General features: G+C 68.1%; 14 protein-coding genes. 3 read left to right on the top strand and 11 right to left on the bottom strand.

Translation table 11 applies throughout. The annotated features are described in order from the left end of the window. Window positions 1-64: 64 nt before the first annotated feature. Both J7520_RS05455 and J7520_RS05450 read right to left on the bottom strand, forming a co-directional pair. Complete coding sequence (locus tag J7520_RS05455; RefSeq protein WP_291185104.1) at window positions 65-568, bottom strand: hypothetical protein; 504 nt, start codon at window positions 566-568, stop codon at window positions 65-67. A gap of 30 nt (window positions 569-598) precedes the next feature. After that, window positions 599-1372, bottom strand: coding sequence for a hypothetical protein (locus J7520_RS05450; RefSeq protein ID WP_291185099.1), 774 nt, complete (start codon window positions 1370-1372; stop codon window positions 599-601). Window positions 1373-1768: 396 nt separating this feature from the next. Between J7520_RS05450 and J7520_RS05445 the strand changes: the two genes are divergently transcribed. Genes J7520_RS05445 through J7520_RS05435 form a run of 3 tightly spaced genes read left to right on the top strand, consistent with a single transcriptional unit; the run spans window position 1769 to window position 4066 of the window. After that, on the top strand, window positions 1769-2506 hold the full coding sequence (locus J7520_RS05445) for a glycosyltransferase family 2 protein (protein ID WP_291185096.1): 738 nt from the start codon (window positions 1769-1771) through the stop codon (window positions 2504-2506). Further along, on the top strand, window positions 2500-2880 hold the full coding sequence (locus tag J7520_RS05440; RefSeq protein WP_291185093.1) for a DUF2304 domain-containing protein: 381 nt from the start codon (window positions 2500-2502) through the stop codon (window positions 2878-2880). The genes J7520_RS05445 and J7520_RS05440 overlap by 7 nt, the downstream gene beginning before the upstream one ends. Window positions 2881-2896: 16 nt before the next feature. Next, window positions 2897-4066: a glycosyltransferase gene (locus tag J7520_RS05435; protein WP_291185090.1), complete on the top strand. Its 1170-nt coding sequence runs from the start codon at window positions 2897-2899 to the stop codon at window positions 4064-4066. On the opposite strand, the gene J7520_RS05430 is transcribed toward J7520_RS05435, so the two are convergent. From J7520_RS05430 to J7520_RS05390, 9 genes are all read right to left on the bottom strand, one after another. Beyond that, window positions 4030-5457: a hypothetical protein gene (locus J7520_RS05430; RefSeq protein WP_291185087.1), complete on the bottom strand. Its 1428-nt coding sequence runs from the start codon at window positions 5455-5457 to the stop codon at window positions 4030-4032. The genes J7520_RS05435 and J7520_RS05430 overlap by 37 nt on opposite strands. A gap of 1204 nt (window positions 5458-6661) precedes the next feature. Then, on the bottom strand, window positions 6662-7480 hold the full coding sequence (locus tag J7520_RS05425; protein ID WP_291185084.1) for a ferritin-like domain-containing protein: 819 nt from the start codon (window positions 7478-7480) through the stop codon (window positions 6662-6664). A 118-nt stretch (window positions 7481-7598) separates the two neighbouring features. After that, window positions 7599-9077, bottom strand: a complete 1479-nt coding sequence (purF, locus tag J7520_RS05420; RefSeq protein ID WP_291185081.1) for an amidophosphoribosyltransferase — start codon at window positions 9075-9077, stop codon at window positions 7599-7601. 12 nt (window positions 9078-9089) lie between these two features. Further along, a complete protein-coding gene (locus J7520_RS05415; RefSeq protein WP_291185078.1) occupies window positions 9090-9647 on the bottom strand; it encodes a CvpA family protein in 558 nt (185 codons plus the stop codon). Between the two features lie 109 nt (window positions 9648-9756). Then, window positions 9757-10701 carry an SPOR domain-containing protein gene (locus J7520_RS05410; protein ID WP_291185076.1) on the bottom strand — a complete coding sequence of 315 codons (945 nt, stop codon included), beginning with the start codon at window positions 10699-10701 and terminating at the stop codon, window positions 9757-9759. A gap of 59 nt (window positions 10702-10760) precedes the next feature. Beyond that, the gene (folC, locus tag J7520_RS05405; protein ID WP_291185073.1) at window positions 10761-12083 is read right to left on the bottom strand and encodes a bifunctional tetrahydrofolate synthase/dihydrofolate synthase; all 1323 of its coding nucleotides are present in this window, start codon (window positions 12081-12083) and stop codon (window positions 10761-10763) included. Between the two features lie 5 nt (window positions 12084-12088). After that, window positions 12089-12721, bottom strand: a complete 633-nt coding sequence (locus tag J7520_RS05400) for a rhomboid family intramembrane serine protease (RefSeq protein WP_291185072.1) — start codon at window positions 12719-12721, stop codon at window positions 12089-12091. Between the two features lie 268 nt (window positions 12722-12989). Continuing rightward, complete coding sequence (locus J7520_RS05395) at window positions 12990-14387, bottom strand: DUF1501 domain-containing protein (protein ID WP_291185070.1); 1398 nt, start codon at window positions 14385-14387, stop codon at window positions 12990-12992. A gap of 8 nt (window positions 14388-14395) precedes the next feature. Continuing rightward, window positions 14396-16228, bottom strand: a complete 1833-nt coding sequence (locus J7520_RS05390) for a DUF1800 family protein (protein ID WP_291185068.1) — start codon at window positions 16226-16228, stop codon at window positions 14396-14398. Window positions 16229-16266: the final 38 nt, after the last annotated feature.

Genomic DNA, 16266 nt, shown 5'->3' with positions numbered 1-16266 from the left:
AAAAAACCCACCCCAGAGGGGTGGGTTTATGTACTCAATCAGTAGTCAACTATCGACTACTGAATTACTCGATGGAGAAGTTCTGCAGCTGAACCGGCAGGTTCTGGCCCCAGTTAACCGTGAACGAACCGCACCCGGGGGTGTCGACGTCCACGCCGCCTACGATCAGGAAGTAGGTGCCAGCCGGCGTATCGGCATCGGTATGGGCCGCCGTGGTGATCTCGCCCGGACCCGAGCGCGTCACGTCATCGATACACGCCGTATTGGACGAGCACGTACCCTTGACGTAACCAATCCACGGAACGAACGCGGCGGAATTCACCGTGAACGAATAGCTGTTGGTCTGGCCGGTCGTAACTTCATAAATGGCCACACCAGCGCCATTCAGCGTTTCCGCGTTGCTGCATGCTCCGGCGAGAGCCGAACCACCAGCCTGGCAGCTGTCACCCGTCACCGAGCCCGTTGCACCATTGATGGCGCCCGAGAAGCCGGTGCAAGTCTGAGCGGATGCAGCCTGTGCGAGAACCAAACCACCCGTTACAGCAGCAGCTAGAAGAAGTTTCTTCATCTTCATCACTCCAAAATGAGGTTATTGAAATTATCGACCAATGAACGTCTGGCGGCGCGAATCGAACTGGTCAAGCGAAAGAGCCTGGCCGGCGACATTCGCACGGAAGCCTGCGGTGGTGCTGAACAGGCCCAGGTTCACGCTCGTAACGCCGCTCCAACCGGTCGTATCAACCTGACCCTGATTCGTCGGGGTTGCTTCGACCGGCGCCGGGTCTTCAACAGCCGCGACCCAGTACTTGAAGTTGTTGGCGGTATTGCCCTGCGTCAGATCCACTTCAACCGTGTAGGTCTTCGACGCGCTCGCCGGCAGGACCGTGGTGAAGGTCTTGAACTTGCTCGGCTGGCTGGCATCGGAGATCAACAGACGCACCGCCGGGCCGGAGCTGCTGCCCAGCAACGAAACAGTGATCTGCGCGGTGCTGATGCCGGCGCCGGGGCTATTGGCAGCGGAAGCATTGAAGATCTTGGTCTGCTGGTTGGCCAGCGTGAGGCCGGTCAGAGCAGAAGTGCTGAGGTAGAAACGAGCGCGATAGCGCGGCTCATCGTTCGGGCTCTCGTCCGTAACGAACGCACGCGTATTCGCCAGAGAGGTGTTCGAATTCACGGAAACGTCGAGACGGCATTCCGTCGACGCCAAGCCCGGCGTCTGGATCACGAGCGTCGCGTCAGTCGCAACGTTCTTCGCCGACCACGCACCACCACCCGCCTGAGCCGGATCCGTCGGACAAGCCGCCGAAGCCGCACCGACGTAACCGAATGCACCGACCAGCGCCAGCGAAAGAACCTTCATCTTCGTGTTCATGGATATCTCCCAGAGTGTCTCGGGCGAGGTGCAGTCCCCATCCCCGTTTGGTTGTGAATGTTGGTTAACCAAGCCCGATCCGCGCGGACGATAGTGAAGTCATAACGCTATGTCAACACGTTCGCGGCGTGGACCAGGCTAACCCGTGCCCGATTCGAGAAGGGGGTCCCCAACTGCATGCGGTCCCGCGTCCCGGTCAGGGGCTGCCTTGCGGCTGCGCCTGAACCCACGAATCTCCTTGACGCACGGGCGGACGTAAACCGGACACGAACCGGGAACTTTTTTTGAGAGCCGCCGGAGCGCCCCGGAACCAGTGGTGGGCAATCCATGCCGACACATTGACCTACCCCACCCCCATCCGCAGAATCGCGCCTCCTTGCGGCTCGCCTCCCCTTCGTGGCTTCCACTCCTTCTCTATCGCTCCTCGCCCGCGACTGCCTGGCCGTGATCCCTGCGCGCAACGAGGCGGCGACGGTCGGCGTGATCGTCGCCGGGGTCCGGGCGACGCTTGGCTGCGACGTGCTGGTCGTCGACGATGCCAGTACGGACGCAACCGCGGCCGAAGTACGGACAGCCGGAGGGGAAGTGCTGACCTTGCCGCTCGGTCTCGGCGCCTGGGGGGCGACCCAGGCCGGCATCCGCTACGCCCGGCGCAACGGTTACGCCGGCGTGATCACCCTGGATGCCGATGGCCAGCACCTGCCGGATTCGCTACCTGCCCTGTTCGCCGCACAGGCGCGCAGCGGCGCGAATGTGGTCATCGGCACCTGCATCGAGCGGCTCAGCCGCGCCAAGCGCATCGCCTGGCGTTATCTGCGCCTGCTGACCGGGCTGAGGCTCGGCGACTTCACCTCCGGTCTGCGCCTGTACGATCGCCGTGCGATCGAGATCCTGGCCGGGCCGGAAGCCAGCCTGCTCGACTACCAGGACGTCGGCGTGCTGATGCTGCTGTCCAAATACGCCCTGTCGATCGAGGAGACGCCGACACCGATGCTGCCGCGCCGCCAGGGCCACTCGCGCGTGTTCGCCTCCTGGTGGGTGGTGGCACGTTACATGTTGCATACGACGGTGCTGTGCGTGGCTCAATTGGATGCCGGCCGTCGCCATCCTTCGGCGGGGAGCCGCGCATGCTGACCGGCCAAATCACCTCGGCGATCCTCGGCGTCGGCTTGGCCGGCGCGATCCTGTTTCTGGTCCGTCGCGATCACCTGCACGGTCCGTTCGCGATCTGGTGGTTCGCGGTCGCGGCGGCGACCTTCGTGCTCGGCGTGTTCCCCAACGTCGTGATCTGGCTCGGCCACGCGACCGGCATCGTCTACGCGCCGGTGCTGCCGATCATCGTGGGTCTGTCGCTGGTGCTGATCCGCCTGCTCAAGCTCGACATCGACCGCTCGAAACAGGAGCGCCAAGTGCGGCGGCTGACGCAGAAACTCGCCATTCTCGAGCAGGAACTCGCCCGCCTGGGCGGCCGCCCCGCATCGGATGCGCGCTCCAACGACGAAGACTGACCCGGCCGCGTCGGCGATGCGCGTCCTGCATCTCGGCAAGTACTACGCCCCGGAACGCGGCGGTATCGAGCGCTATACGCAGACGCTGGCCGAATGGTGCGCTGCACAAGGCGACATCGTTGCGGTGCTGGTGCATCAACGACCCGGACGCTGGCGCGGCACGTGCGAACAATTGAACGGCGTCGAAGTGCATCGCGCCGGCTGTCTCGCAGCCCCGGTCTATACGCCGCTGAGTCCGGCGTTCCCGTTCGAACTGTCGCGGACCCTGCGCGAATTCCGCCCCGATTTGCTGCACCTGCACTTCCCCAATCCGTCCTGCTTCGCCGCGCTCGCGATTCCCGCTGCGCGGCGCTTGCCCTGGATCGTGCATTGGCACGCCGACGTGCCGCCGGATTCACCGGATTGGCGGCTGCGCACGTTCTATCGCGCGTATCGGCCGTTCGAGCGGGCCGTACTGCGGCGGGCAAACGCGATCATCGCCACGTCGCAGCCGTACGTGCAGGCAAGCGCGGCCTTGGCGGAATGGAAGGACAAGGTGCACGTGGTCGCGCTCGGCATCGACGCAGACGCCACCACCACCCCGACTGCACACGCGCCGGAGCACACGCGCTGGAACGAGGAAAACGCCTCCGCCCTCCGCCTTCTCGCTGTCGGCCGGCTGAGCCGCTACAAGGGTTTCGACGTCCTGATCGAAGCACTCGCACGAGTGCCCGCTGCCAGCCTGCTGCTCGTCGGCCACGGGGAATGCGAGCGCGAACTGCGCGCGCAAGCCTCGGCGCGAGGCCTCGGCCAGCGCCTGCGCTTCGCCGGCAATCTCGACGACGGCGCGCTCGCCGCGGCGTATGCCGAGGCCGACGCATTCGTGCTGCCTTCCCTGGATCGCGGCGAAGCCTTCGGCCTGGTCCTGCTGGAGGCGATGCGCGCCGGCCTGCCGACGATCGCCAGCGCGATTCCGGGCTCCGGCGTCGGCAGCGTCGTCGTCGACGGCGAAACCGGCCTGCTGGTTCCGCCCGGCAACGTCGGCGCGCTGGCCGCCGCGATCGAACGGCTGCGCGATTCCGCGCTGCGACGACAACTGGGACAAGCGGGAGTCCAGCGCTGGCGCAGCACATTCACGCTCGAAGCGACGGCGTCCGCCGTGCGCCGGATCTACGCCGAAGCCGTCGCCGCCCGCGCGCCGGCCTGATCGCCGCGCGCATCGCTTCGCGCCGTCGACGGCGACAGCACGAAGACCAGCAAGCTCACCAGCAGCGGCGCCATCTGCAGCAACAGCCGGTTCACTGCCGAATAGCTTTGCGCGTAGCGCGAAGCCGTCGTGAACACGAACAGGCCGAGGATCAGGAACAGCGGTATCGCCGCCAGCACCAGCAGGCGACGCACGGTCGGATCACGCGACCACGCGGCCCGGTTCCACACCAGCGCCACCGGCAGCGCGAACCACAGCAGGTTCCAGTTCCACTGCCCCCACAACGCATTCGCCAGGGCGGCGATCGAATGGCCGATCTGGTCGACGCCGATCATCAGTCCGTCGCCGACGTAATGGCGCAGCGTCGCGATCCAGGCCACGCCGAATGCGAACGACAGCGCGATCGCGGCTCCGGCCACGGCGACGCCGATCAGGAACCGCCGACCCTGCATGTGTGCGGGAAGCGCGCCGAACACGCACGCCGCGGCCAGCATGATGCTCCAGGCCGCGCCTTCGAGCTTGATCATCGGCAGCAGCAGCACGACGCCCGCGGCGATCAGAAGCGGCCCTCGCCCGCCGTCGCGACGCCAGCGCAGCCACGCATGCACGCCCAGCGACAGCAGAGCCGCCAGCCAGAGGTCGGCGTAGCCGCCGAGCGCGGCATGGGCGTCGATCAGCGGCAGCGAGCCGAGCGCATAGACACCGACGAACGCGGCGGAACGCGGCACATCGAGCGCGCGCCACTGGCCGTACTGCGCGAACAGCAGCGCGCACCACAATCCGAACCAGGCGAGATTGATCCACGGTTCGATCCAGCCGCCGCTGCCGGCGAACCAGACGATCGTCCACGGCAGCAGGTCCGGATAGTTCCACGCCCCGGCCGTGCGCGCCTGCGCCGTGGGCGAGGACAACCAGTGCTCGAAAGAAACGTACGGAGTCGCCTGCCCCGCCAGCATCCAGGCCTTCGCCTTGGCCTGCCAGATCGCCCAGGCGTCCCACGGCAACGTCGGACGCAGAAGGATGTCGTTCGCGATGATCCAGCCGCGCCATCCGAGCAGCACCAGCACGGCTGCGATCACCGCCCATTCCATCCGCGTCGGCCGCACGGAAGCTGCCGGAAGCGCAGGCCGGCGCAGGAACCACGCGAGCCCCCAGGCTCCCGCCCCGAGCACGGCCGCACTGGCGCCGACCCGCAGCGGAGCCGAGGACAAATCGGCAGCCGAAAGCAGCCGCGCGAGCATGCCGCACATCAGCATGCCGACGATCCAGCCGCCGGCCAGAGTCACCAGCGACTCGTGAGCTCGCCGCGGCCAGCCCGCGCACGCGGCCCACACGCCGCTGCCGAAGAGCAGCGGCACGAGCCAGACGATCCACGCGGACGGCCAGGTCATTGCGGCGCTCCCGCCACGCGATACACCGCGAACGCTTCGCTTTCCGTCACCGCGATGACGCGTACGGTCTGCTTGCCGAACCGCAATCGATTCCGCACCGGCCGGAAATGCCGGCTGTCGCCGTAGCGCACCAGCACCGCGCCTGGAGGAATCCGCGTCTGACTGCTGCCGGCAAGCAGCGACTGTCCGAACGCACCGAGATTGAGCGGCGACGCCAGATAGATGAACCGCAGGACGTCGTGAGGTGAGCCGGCATCGACGAGTATGCGCGTAGACGCCGGTTCGTTGACCAGCAGCTGTTTCAGCTTCGTCGCCGCGGCGAGGATGTCCGAGTCCGCGACGTGGGTCTGCCGCTCGGCGAAGGGCACCTCGCTCCAGACGTCGCGATCCGTGGAATATTTGTAGGCCAGGCTGCGCAACCACGACACATCGATCGCCAGCCAGGCCAGCAGCGCGGAAACGAACATCCAGCGACGCAAGCTCCGCCCCGACAGACCCAGCACGAAGCGCAGGCACAACCCGAGCAGCGCGAGAGCCGCGGCGATCACCAACGGCGGACGCAGTGCGTGCGGCGTGGTGTCCCCGATCTCGGCGGGCCCGATCGCGCTGACCGAAATCAATTGCCACGGCGCGGAGCGGAACCATTCGGTCAGCGTCGCCTGCAGCCGCCCGCACCAGGAGGCGGATTCGAGGCGGGCGGAAATCAGCGTGAAAGGTGCGAAACCGCGCTCGGGCGCGACCAGCTGCGCCGTCGCGAATTCGGCGAATCCCAATTCGACGATGGTTCCGCGCCAAGCCGGAATGCGCGAGAGATCGAAGCTCGATTCGCCGACGCCGGGCCACGGCAGCGCGATGGTCTGCACATCGTCCGGCTGCTCGGCGGTGCGGAACACCAAGGCCAGCTCGAGCGTGCGCGGGAAATCCTCGAAGCGATAGCGCAGCGTCGGAAAATCCTCTCCGACCACGTTTGCCAGCGCGGTCGACTGCAGCGCGGAATAATCCTCGGCCGCTGCGGTCACCCGCAGATGGCCGCTCTGCGCGCTGCCTTTGCCGAAGATCGGGTGGAAATCGCTGCCGTCGATCGCGCGCGTCGTCTGCGGCGACAGCGGCGCGCGCCAGTCCACCCCGGCGGCCCACAGCAGGAGAATCGACCAGCTCGCCGCGAGCGCAACGACGAACGCGACGGCGCGCAGCCGGCCGCTCCTCATGCGGCCAGCTCGGCCAGGCGATCGAGCTCGACCGCCGAGAAGCCGGCGCGCAGGCGCGCATCGACGTTGAACGGGCCGCGCAGGCCGCCGCGGAAGTGGCATTCGAGCAGCTCGCGGAAAGTCGCCTGCGGCTCGACGCCCTCGCGTGCGCAGCACCATTCGAACCAGCGCGAACCGGCGGCGACGTGGGCCACTTCCTCGCGCAGGATCACCTCCAGGATCTGGACCGTCGCGAGGTCGCCCGCGCCGCGCAGGCGCTCGATCATGCCCGGCGTCACGTCGAGACCGCGCGCCTCCAGCACGCGCGGCACCAGGGCCATGCGCGCAAGGCAGGAGTCGGCCGTGCGCATCGCCATGTCCCACAGCCCGTCGTGCGCATCGAAGTCGCCGTAGGCATGGCCGAGTTCGGCCAGCCGCGCCTCGAGCAAGGCGAAATGGCGCGCCTCGTCGGCGGCGACCTCGGCCCAGTCGCGGTAGTAGTCGTCGGGCAGGTCGCGGAAGCGATACACCGCGTCCCAGGCCAGGTTGATCGCGTTGAACTCGATATGCGCGACCGCATGGATCAGTGCGGCCCTGCCCTCCACCGTACCGAGCCCGCGCTGCGCCAGTTCGCGCGGGGCGACCAGGCGCGGGCGTGCCGGCCGGCCGGGCATCGCGATCGGCTGCGGCGCCGACGGCGTCTCCGGCCCGGCCAGCTCGCCGCTGCGGATCGCCGCGGCGAACTGCCGGGTCAGCGCGCCTTTGCGCTGCGGATCGGCGCAGGCGAGGCAGATTTCGGCCGCCGCGAACCAGTCGGCCGGGTTGGCGTGCTCCATGTCGTATCGGGTTCCCGCGAATTCCAATCGTGGATTATCCACGACCGTGGCCGACAAGGATGCGATACGAGTTCGCCTACCGGCGCAAAGAAAACGTTCAGGCGCCGGAGGCGCGGATTCAGCCGGCCTGCCGCCGCTGCATCTTGGCGTCGTCCGAGCGGGCGAATTCGAGGTCGCGCAGGTAGGTCGGCTCGACGCCGGTGACGTATTCGCCGGAGAAGCACGAGGCGTCGAAGTGCTTCAGCTCCTCGTTGCCGTCCTGCACCGCCCAGACCAGGTCGTCTAGATCCTGGTAGATCAGCTTGTCGGCGCCGAGGATCTTCTCGATCTCCTCCACCGTGCGGCCGTGCGCGACCAGCTCCGCGGTCACCGGCATGTCGATGCCGTAGATGTTCGGGTAGCGCACGGGCGGCGCGGCCGAGGCGAGATAGACCTTCTTCGCGCCGGCCTCGCGCGCCATCTGGATGATCTGCTTGGAGGTCGTGCCGCGCACGATCGAATCGTCCACCAGCAACACGTTCTTCTTGCGGAACTCCAGGCCGATCGGGTTCAGCTTGCGCCGCACCGAGCGCACGCGCTCGCTCTGCCCCGGCATGATGAAGGTGCGGCCGATGTAGTGGTTCTTGACGAAGCCGTCGCGCACCGGCACGCCGAGCTTCTGCGCCAACGGACCCGCCGCGGTGCGCGAGGTATCCGGAATCGGGATCACCGCGTCGATGTCGTGGTCGGGCATCAGGCGCAGGATCTTCTCGCCGAGCTTCTCGCCCATGCGCAGGCGCGCCTTGTAGACCGAGACGTCCTCGATCATCGAATCCGGCCGCGCCAGATACACGTATTCGAAGATGCACGGCGCGTGCACGGCGGGGTCCGCGCATTGGCGCGCGTGCAGCTTGCCGTCGAGCGTCAGCAGTACCGCCTCGCCCGGCGCGACGTCGCGCAGCAGCTTGAAACCGAGGATGTCGAGCGCGACCGATTCGGACGCGACCGCGTATTCCTTGCCCGTCGCCGTCTCGCGCTCGCCGAGCACGAGCGGGCGGATGCCGTGCGGATCGCGGAACGCGAGCACGCCGTAGCCGAGCAGGGTCGCGACGACCGCGTAGCCGCCGACGCAGCGCGCGTGCGTGCCGGCGACGGCCTTGAAGATCTCATCCGGCGTCAGCCGCATGCGGTCCTGGATCTGCAATTCGTGCGCGAGCACGTTGAGCAGGATCTCCGAATCCGAATCGGTGTTGATGTGGCGGCGGTCGTCCTCGAACACCTCGCGGCGCAGCGTTTCGGTGTTGATCAGGTTGCCGTTGTGCGCCAGCGCGATGCCGTACGGCGAGTTCACGTACAGCGGCTGCGCCTCGGCCGAGCCTTCCGAACCCGCGGTCGGGTAGCGGCAGTGGCCGATGCCGACGCTGCCGCGCAGGCTCAGCATCGACTCGCGGTCGAAGACGTCGCGCACCAGACCCGCGCCCTTGTGCAGACGCAGGCGGTTGCCGTCGAGCGTGGCGATGCCGGCGGCGTCCTGGCCGCGGTGTTGCAGGACGGTGAGCGCGTCGTAGAGCGCCGCAGCGACTTCCGACTGACCGACGATGCCGATGATTCCGCACATGATTTGGATACTTCAGGTAGACGATGGATTCGTTGCAGCCGGCGGTTTCCCGTCGGATTCCGGCGGCCGGATCAGGCCGGCGGCCGGTTCGAGATAGCGCGCCACTTCGGCCGGCAGGCGCTCGCGCACCCAGTGCGCGCCTTGTTCGAAACTCGGCAGCAGCCGCGACTCGCGCCACCACGGATCGTGCGCGAACGGCGTGAAACCGAGCAGCAGCACGATCAGCACGACCAGCGCCAATCCGCGCACCAGCCCGAACACCATGCCGAGCAACCGGTCGCTGCCCGACAGACCACTGCCTTCGACCAGCTTGCGCATCAGAAACGTCACGATCGCACCGGCGATCAACACCGCGATGAAGCACAGCGCATAACCGATCAGGATGCGCACCGACGGCGTGGATATGCTGCCGGAAAACTGTTCCGCAAGAGCCGGCCCGAGCATCCAGGCAACCCAGAACGCGCAGACCCACACCGCCAGCGCCAGCACTTCGCCGATGAAACCGCGCCACAGCCCCATCAGCACCGACAGGCCGAGAATCGCCAGGATCGCGTAGTCGGCCCAGTTCATCGGAGAGCCGGGATTGGGGATTCGAGATCGGAGATTGGAAAAAGGCTCGACACGACCAGACGCACGGCTCTCTCAAATCTCAAATCCCGAATCTCCAATCCCCGCCTCATCACAACGTGACGATCATGCCGTCGAGCTTCAGCTTGTCCTTGATGCCGACCTTCAACTTGTCGGCGGCCGCACGGTCGACCTCCGGGCCGACGCGCACGCGCCACAGCGTCGCGCCGTTCGATTCGACCTTGTCGACGAAGGCGGCGTAGCCGGCGTTCTTGACGCGGTCGCGCAACTTGTTCGCGTCCTCGGCCGTCTTCAGTGCGCCGAGCTGCACGGCGAACGCGCCGGCGCGGGTCTTCGGCAGTGCGGCCGGCGTCGCGTCGGCGGTCGCGTCGCTCGCCAGCTGCACCACACTGCCCGGCACGCTCGGCTTGACCTGCTTGATGCGCAGACGCGCGGCCTCGGCCGCGGCGCGATCCGCGAACGGCCCGACGCGCACGCGCGAAGCCGGCTTGCCCTGGAAACTGCTCGATTCGGCGAAGGCCGGATAGCCGTCCTTCTTCAGGCCGGCGACCAGATCGTCCGCGTTCTTGCTCGCGGTGTAGACGCCCAGATGCACGAAGTAGCGTCCGTCGGCGACCTGCCCGGGCACCGGCTTGGGTGGCTCGGGCGTCGTCGTCGCGGGCGGCGGCGTGGTCGCGACCGGTTGCGCGGGTTTCGTCGACGGCGGCGCCGCGGGCGCGGGAGCCGGTGTCGGAGTCTGTGCTGCCGGCTGCAGCGTTTCGGCCGGCTTCGGTGCGGTCGCGGTGTCGACGGTGGCGATGTGCCCGTCGTCGGCCGGCGCTGCGGGTGCCGCGGTCGGGCTGTTCGACACCGAATCGACCGGCAACACGCGCGTCTGGAATTCGCGGTCCGGCGCCGGCGGGATGGCCAGGCTCGAGGTCTCCATCTCCGCGCTCTTCTGCGGCGCCGAGCCGGACATGAACATCGGCACGAAGATCACGGCCAGCGCGATCAGCACGGCGGCGCCGAGCAGGCGCTGTTTCAGCGACAGATCCATGAGGGGCCCGAATCGAAATAACCGCGCGATTATACCCTCGCGGCGTGCTGTATCGAACGTTAAGCGACGCCCGCCGAGCGCTTGGCGAGACGCCGCGCGGCGAACTGCAGCGCCGTCGCCGCGACGAAGAATGAACCGAACGCCAGCACGCGGTCGCCCGGCTGCGCCTGCTCGCAGGCGGCGAAGAGCGCCACCTCGACGGTCGCGTTCGCGACCCACTCGGCAGGGGTGTCCAGCGCCGCGCCGATTTCCGCGCGCAGATCGTCCACCGTCAGTCCGCGCGGCGAATCGCCTTCGAGCCCGGCGAGGAACCAGACATCGACGAGATCCGACAGCGCGGCGACGATGCCGCGCACGTCCTTGTCGCCGAGAGCGCCGAATACCGCGAGGGTGCGGCCCGGCGTCGCCTCCGCGCGCAGCCATTCGGCCAGCACGCGCGCGGCCTGCGGGTTGTGGCCGACGTCGACGATCAGCTCCGGCGCACCGGCGAAACGCTGCAGGCGCGCACCGATGCGTGCCTGCGCCGTGCCTTGCGCGATCGCCTGCGGATTCCAGCCCGCGCGCTCGCGCACGGCGTACAGCGCCGCGATCGCGGCCGCGGCGTTGGCGAGCTGGGCGGGTGCGGCGAGCTGCGGCGGCGGCAGCGCGAGTTCCGTGTCACCGCAGCGCCAGGTCCAGCCGCCCTCCTGGCGCGAGAAGGTGAAATCGCGGCCGGCCAGACGCAGCTCCGCACCGATGCGCTCCGCCTCCTCCACCAGCGCGGCTGGCGGCGCGTGCTCGCCGACGATCGCCGGGCGCCCGGCGCGGAAGATGCCGGCCTTTTCGCGGCCGATGCTGTCGCGATCGTCGCCGAGCCAGTCCTGGTGATCGAGGTCGATCGTCGTCACGATCGCGGCGTCGGCGTCGATCAGGTTGACCGCGTCGAGCCGTCCGCCGAGGCCGACCTCGAGCACGGCGACGTCGAGCGCGCTCTGCGAAAAAATCCACAGCGCCGCCAGCGTGCCGTATTCGAAATACGTCAGCGCGACCGGTGCGGCGGCTTCCCTCACGCGCGCGGCCTCGATGCGCTCGAACGCGTCGATCAGCACCGCGTCGTCGACATCGCGGCCGGCGACGCGCACGCGTTCGTTGTAGCGCAGCAGATGCGGCGAGGTGTAGGCGCCGACGCGGCGGCCATCCGCGGCCAGCATCGCTTCCAGGAAGGCGACCGTCGAACCCTTGCCATTGGTACCGCCGACGGTGATCACCAGCGGCGCGGGCGCCGGCGCACCGAGCCGCCGCCAGACCTCGCGCACGCGGTCCAGGCCCAGTTCGATCGCGTTCGGATGCACGCGCTGCTGGTAGTCGAGCCACTCCTGCAGCGTGCCGAAAACGGTGTCCACGTCGGTCAGCGCATCAGGATGCGGCGCGGCTTCAGCGGAAACTTGCCGCGCCAGTACTGGATCATCAGGAAACCGAACGCCATTCCGCCGAGGTGCGCGAAGTGCGCCACGCCCGCCTGCGTACCGGTGATGCCGAGCACCAGCTCGACCGCGCCGTAGCCGATCACGAACAGCCAGGCCGGCATCGGAATCGGCGGGAACAGCAGCAGGATACGCGCGTGCGGATACATCATGCCGTAGGCGAGCAGCAGTCCGAACACGCCACCGGAGGCGCCGAGGGTCGGATAGAAACCGCCGGTGAAGTAGCGCACGGTCACCAGCTGCGCGAACGCCGCGCCGATCACGCAGACGAAATAGTAGAGCGCGAACGGACGCGAGCCGAACAGACGCTCGATCGCGCCGCCGAACATCCACAACGCGAGCATGTTGAACACGATGTGGGTGGGGCTGCCGTGCAGGAAGCCGTAGGTGACCAGTTGCCACGGCTCGAAACCCGCCACGTCGGTGTATTGCGACGGGCCGAGCGGCCACAGCGCGAAATGCGCGACCAGGAAGTTTCCGGTCACCTGCTGCAGCAGGTAGATCGCGACGTTCACGATCAGCAGGGCGCGCGTGACGGGAGGAAGATCGATGTTCATGACTGTCCTGCGTGTGCCTGGGGATCGGAGCTCCGATCGCGCCGCATGCACGAAACGTCGAGCATGCGGCTTGGGCCGCTCCGATTCAATATGAAGAACGCAGGAAAGGGGGCAAACCAGACAATCACGCGCGGACCGCGCCGGAGCACGGCCGCGACGGCCGGACCGGGGCGTCCAGACGGACGATCGAGCCCAGCGCGGCGCGACCGCCACGACGGCTTGCCGGGTAGCGGCGCACGCCGCCCACGGCCTGCGCTCCCGGAATGCCTCAGCTCATGAATCCGAGATCCGCGCCGGAGAAACGGCCGAGGTTCGGGAAGATGTCCGTGATCCCGCCGGCGTCGATGCCGAACCAGCGCGCCAGCGTCGCCGAGTACTGGTCGACGGCCGTGGTCGGGATGATCTGGCCGAAGCCGGTGTCGTCCGGATTGCCGTTCGGCGCCAGCGACGGCAGCGTGCCGTAGAAGCGCTGCCCGCGCACCTCGCCGCCGAGGACGAAGTGATGCCCGCCCCAGCCGTGATCGGTTCCGTCGGCGTTGACGCCGAGCGAGCGTCCGAAGTCGGACGCGGTGAAGGTGGTCACCCCGCCCTCGACGCCGAGTTGCACGGTCGCCGCATGGAACGCGTGCAGGGCTTGCGAGAGCTGGCCGAGCAGATAGGGATGATCGTTCAACTGGGCGGCGTGCGTGTCGTAGCCGCCGACCGAGACGTAGAACACCTGCCGGTGCATGCCGAGCGCGGAGCGTGCGCCGATCAGACGCGCGACCATCTGCAGCTGCGCCGCGAGCTCGTTGTCCGCCGGGAACGGCGTCGTCCACGTCGGCGGCTCGCCGAGCGCGTCGGCGATGATGCGGTAGTTGTCGATCGAGCGCCGCACCGAACCGGCGTAGGCGCGTTCCAGCAGATGCGCCTGCGTGCCGGGCTCGATCAAGGCGTCCCACGCCGCCGCGCCGGCCGCGTTGTCGCCTTCGAGGAACCAGGCATCCGGGCCGTCGTCGGAATAGCTGAGCCGCTCCACGCCCTGCGTGCCCATCGCGTACGGCTGCACCACCGCGCCGCGCTGGAACGGATTGTTGCCGCCGAGCGAAACGCTCATCGGCACCTGGCCGCTGTTGGACGATTGCAGCAGATCGGCGACGCGCCCGCCCCAGCCGTTCGCGCTGGCGTCGTCGGGGCGCGAGGTCTGCCACTGCACGGACTGGTCGGAATGCGAGAACAGCTGCGGCGGCACCGGCACCGTTCCGGCCTGATACTCGGCCTGCGTGACCGGATACAGCAGACCGCCGACGTTGGCGACCACCGCCGCCTTGCCGGCGTTGAACAAGGCCGCCAGCTCGGACATCGCCGGATGCAGGCCGTAGTTCGCCGGCCCGCCGCCTGCGGCCGGCGTCAGCGCATGCAGCTCGCCGGCCGGCACCGCGATGCCGCCGCGCGAGGCGACGTAATCGGTGCGCTCCGTTCCGGACACCGGCGCGAGCGTGTTGAAGCTATCGTTGCCGCCGAACAGGAACACGCACACCAGCGCCTTGTAGTCGCCGAAGACGTAGGGCCGTTGCGCGGCGGCGGCGGAAATCAGCCGGAGGCCTCCAAGCGCCGAATACACGCTCGCTCCGCCGAGGGCGGCGCACAGGCTCTTGCGCAGGAAATCGCGACGGCTCGTGGGCATGGCGCGCCTCATTTCTGGATCGAGTATTCGGGGGAAGTGACGATCAGGTAGAGCGCGTGCTGCACGCGCTCGCGCCCGAGGTTCGCGCCGAGCTCCGCAGAGGTCATCGCCTCCAGACGCGTGAGCAGCACCGAGCGCATGAACGGCGACATCTGCCCGGCCATCAGCAGCCGGTCGTAGGCGTCGACCAGGCCGGCCGGATTCTCGGCGGCGAGCTGCGCGTCGGCCTGGATGTCCATCAACAGCGTGTCGGCGAGGGACTCCGTGTAGCACTCGTGGTTCAGCACGTTGTAGCAGAACAGGTGGATGAACAGCTGATTGGGCGTCGCCACGATCGTGCTGTCGTTGAGGATCTGGAATTCGGGCGCGACCATGCCCTGGGCGGCGATCGCACCCGGCGGCCGATAGGCCGGCTGGAAGAAGTTGAACACGCTCGGCGAGCGCAGCGGTGCCTGGCCGTACCAGTCCTCGATCCACGGCCAGGTCGACAGGTTCAGGATGCGTCCGCTCTGCGAACGGCCGTGGAATGCACGCCACACGTGCAGGTTCTTCAGCAGCGGCTCGCGCAGCTTGCCGAACGTCGTCGGCTTCTGCCAATGACCGTAGCGCGCTTCCGGATCGAGCAGGATCGCACGCACCAGCGCGCGCAGGTTGCCGCGTACGCCGCTCCCGTCGTCGTCGAACACCGCGGCGATCCGGCGCACGTAGTCCGGCGAGGGATTGCTCGTCACCAGGCGCTGGATCAGCCGCGTGGCGATGAACGGGCCGACGTTCGGATGACGGAACAGGTTGTCCAACGCCGCCTGCATCTCGGCCTGCGCGTTGCCGCCGTGCGCGAGCACGCCGGCGGGCAGCGCGGCGCCGGGATAGTCGAGCAATTGCTTGTCCGACGTCGCGTCGTGGAAGGCTTCGACCGGCTGCATCGGCAGCTGCCAGATCGGCCGGTCGTCGGCGTTGTCCCAAGGTCCGCACCAGGTATAGGTCTCCTCGGTGCAGCACGGATAGGTATTCGCGCCGCAACCGGTGTTGTTCCAGATCCAGCCGGTGAAGACGGCGGCGAAGCCGCGCACGGTCGCCTGGCCGTAGGTCGGCACCGGCGCGCCGCCGACGAGTTTCGGCGTGCCGTCCGGATTGAGCTGGACCAGGCCGACCGAGAACAGCTGCATCACTTCGCGCGCGTAGTTCTCGTCCGGCCGGATGTTGAGCTCGGCGTCGGCCTTGCGGTTGCCGATCATGCTGAGGTAGACGCCCATCGTCGGATGCAGCGTCACGTCCTCGAGCAGGTCGCGGTAGTTGCCGAACGCATCCTCGGCGAGCCGGTCGTAGTAGCTCGCCAGCGCCCACGGCTGGTAGGCCAAGGTGCCGTTCTTCTCCGACACCACGAAGATCTCGCTGAGCGCGAACGCCACGCGCTGACGCAGCTGGTCGCCGCGCGCATTGGTCGGGAACCCCGGCCGGCTCGGATCGGGCGTCCCGGCCGCGGCCATGTTCCACGCTTCGAGGCGCACGTTGTCGCTGATGTAGGCGTCCGGGTCGAGCGCGCGGACCCAGTCCAGATACGGCACCTGTTTCGTCGCCGGAAGCGAGAACTGCTCGGCGAGCCAGGCTTCGTAGCCGATCGCGCGCAGGTGCGCGATGTCGGCCTCCGTCGCGCCGAACGTCGCCTGCGCGAGGAAGCGCGCGGCGTCGGCGTCGGTCGCCGGGCCGCTGGCGACGCTTTCGAAACCGGCACGGAAGCTCGCGTCCGGCCAATGGCTCGGCGTCTGCGCCGACACCGACGAGACGGCCGCGGCGACCCACGCCGCGAATGCGAGAAGGCGACAGGAGAAGGAAGAGATCACGCTCGTCCCCAGGAATGGAAGGCTGCGATGCGCGCGGA

Source organism: Dokdonella sp., assembly GCF_017744955.1.
GTDB lineage: Bacteria > Pseudomonadota > Gammaproteobacteria > Xanthomonadales > Rhodanobacteraceae > Dokdonella_A.
This window is presented reverse-complemented; position numbering and strand designations above follow the sequence as displayed.

Bases quoted from the DNA above. Each gene is read 5' to 3' on its own strand.
- J7520_RS05430 (WP_291185087.1), bottom strand. From the start codon at position 5,457: ATGACCTGGCCGTCCGCGTGGATCGTCTGGCTCGTGCCGCTGCTCTTC.
- J7520_RS05410 (WP_291185076.1), bottom strand. From the start codon at position 10,701: ATGGATCTGTCGCTGAAACAGCGCCTGCTCGGCGCCGCCGTGCTGATC.
- J7520_RS05395 (WP_291185070.1), bottom strand. From the start codon at position 14,387: ATGCCCACGAGCCGTCGCGATTTCCTGCGCAAGAGCCTGTGCGCCGCC.
- J7520_RS05450 (WP_291185099.1), bottom strand. From the start codon at position 1,372: ATGAACACGAAGATGAAGGTTCTTTCGCTGGCGCTGGTCGGTGCATTC.
- J7520_RS05435 (WP_291185090.1), top strand. From the start codon at position 2,897: ATGCGCGTCCTGCATCTCGGCAAGTACTACGCCCCGGAACGCGGCGGT.
- J7520_RS05425 (WP_291185084.1), bottom strand. From the start codon at position 7,480: ATGGAGCACGCCAACCCGGCCGACTGGTTCGCGGCGGCCGAAATCTGC.
- J7520_RS05415 (WP_291185078.1), bottom strand. From the start codon at position 9,647: ATGAACTGGGCCGACTACGCGATCCTGGCGATTCTCGGCCTGTCGGTG.
- purF (WP_291185081.1), bottom strand. From the start codon at position 9,077: ATGTGCGGAATCATCGGCATCGTCGGTCAGTCGGAAGTCGCTGCGGCG.
- J7520_RS05440 (WP_291185093.1), top strand. From the start codon at position 2,500: ATGCTGACCGGCCAAATCACCTCGGCGATCCTCGGCGTCGGCTTGGCC.
- J7520_RS05455 (WP_291185104.1), bottom strand. From the start codon at position 568: ATGAAGAAACTTCTTCTAGCTGCTGCTGTAACGGGTGGTTTGGTTCTC.
- J7520_RS05400 (WP_291185072.1), bottom strand. From the start codon at position 12,721: ATGAACATCGATCTTCCTCCCGTCACGCGCGCCCTGCTGATCGTGAAC.